This window comes from Paraburkholderia phymatum, assembly GCF_038900715.1.
GTDB classification, from domain to species: Bacteria; Pseudomonadota; Gammaproteobacteria; order Burkholderiales; family Burkholderiaceae; genus Paraburkholderia; species Paraburkholderia phymatum_A.
In genome coordinates, this window is sequence record NZ_JAYMRZ010000083.1 from 1 (window position 1) to 1,023 (window position 1,023).

Consider the following 1,023-nt stretch of genomic DNA (forward strand, 5'->3'; position numbering starts at 1 on the left):
CAGACCTTCCTTGTGCGTCGTCGTGATCGACACTTTCACCCCAAACTCATACGGCGTGCGCGCCTTGCCTTTGGCCAGGCACTCCACCTCTGGCGCATGCAGTGCGTAGAGCTTGTTTTTGTCCTTGGCCTTTTGCGACAGGATCCGCTTCGTGCGGCCAATCAGTTCTTGCAGGGCCGGGCGACTGCCGTCGGACACCGCATCGATCTGCCGCTCCACGTCACGCATCACCCGACCCACGCGCGAGCGCAACGTACGCAACACCTTCTTCATCCGTTTGTACTGCTTGGCATGGGCGTATCGGCCAATCTGACGTGCCAGGTGTGGCGCCTCGCGGTTGTAGTTCTGCCGCAGTTTCAGGCCGTGACGCGCTGCGGCCTTCACCAGATGTTCGCGACATCGCTCGAGCAGGCGAGAATCGGTGGGATGCGCGATCGCCTTCTGCATGACTGTCGTATCGACGATTACGCGTTTCACGCTCGCAGCCTTGATTACACCGGCACGCTTTGCGGCCTCGATTGTCTCGGCCAGCAGTTCTTCGACTCCCGCCTCCCCGAGCCGCTTGCGCCAGCGCGTCAGGCTCGAGGGGTCGATCGGCGGCTCAGTCTGCAGGTACGTTTCGCCCGTAAAAACCTGCCAGTAGGGGTTCTCCACCCATTGCCACACGACCTCTTCGTCAGACAGGTCGAACGCGTGTTGCAGATACAGCAGGCCAGCAATCAGTCTGGGGGAAGTCGCGGGTCGTCCCTTGCGCGACACGAAGCTCTCGCTCATCGATGCGCCCAGCTGATCCCACTTGATCAGGTCGGCCAGGCGAACCAGCGGATGCTTCAGATTGATCTGTTCACGCAGCGGCTGCCGGAAGAAATCTCCCTCTGTCACAGGCGTCTTGGGACCCATCCGCACCTCGTCAGGATTTGCAGGATTTATGCATGAATATGCCAGGTCCCTGCAATTCCCACAATGCCATTTCTGCCGAATGGGTTCACCGCACAAGGCTTTTCGGATTGTTCAGGCCCAACT

At 59.9% G+C, this 1,023-nt stretch carries 1 protein-coding gene; it reads right to left on the reverse strand.

From position 1 onward, the window contains the following. Positions 1–900, reverse strand: a 900-nt coding sequence (locus VSR68_RS42505) for an IS5 family transposase (protein WP_342945376.1), incomplete at its 3' end; no start/stop codon positions are given. Between the last annotated feature and the right edge of the window lie 123 nt (positions 901–1,023).